The sequence below is a fragment of the Marseilla massiliensis genome, assembly GCF_016899955.1.
Taxonomy (GTDB): Bacteria; Bacteroidota; Bacteroidia; order Bacteroidales; family Bacteroidaceae; genus Prevotella; species Prevotella intestinigallinarum.
Genome location: NZ_JACJJL010000122.1, coordinates 1 through 255, shown reverse-complemented (window position 1 = coordinate 255; position 255 = coordinate 1). Strand labels below are relative to the sequence as shown.

1 protein-coding gene is annotated in these 255 nt (G+C 26.3%); it reads left to right on the top strand.

Features of this window, described 5'->3' with window-relative positions; all coding sequences use genetic code 11:
* Positions 1 to 255 (top strand): ABC transporter transmembrane domain-containing protein (locus H6B30_RS16200; RefSeq protein ID WP_205112260.1); only part of this gene is annotated, 255 nt, incomplete at both ends.

Sequence of the window (255 nt, the reverse complement as noted above, 5' to 3'; positions counted from 1 at the left end):
ATGGATAGCCTTGATTACAAAAGGCGTTGATAAATTAGATATTTATTTAACGTCATTTATACAGCAATTAGGTTTATTGAGTACAATTCCGCTCATTTTATTGATATTTACTTTTATCAATGATTGGATATCTGGATTGATTTTTTTGATTACTGCACCATTAATACCATTTTTTATGATTTTAATTGGCAAAATTGCAGATAATGAAAATAAAAAACAGTGGCAAGTTTTTCAAAAATTAACTATGTATATGGC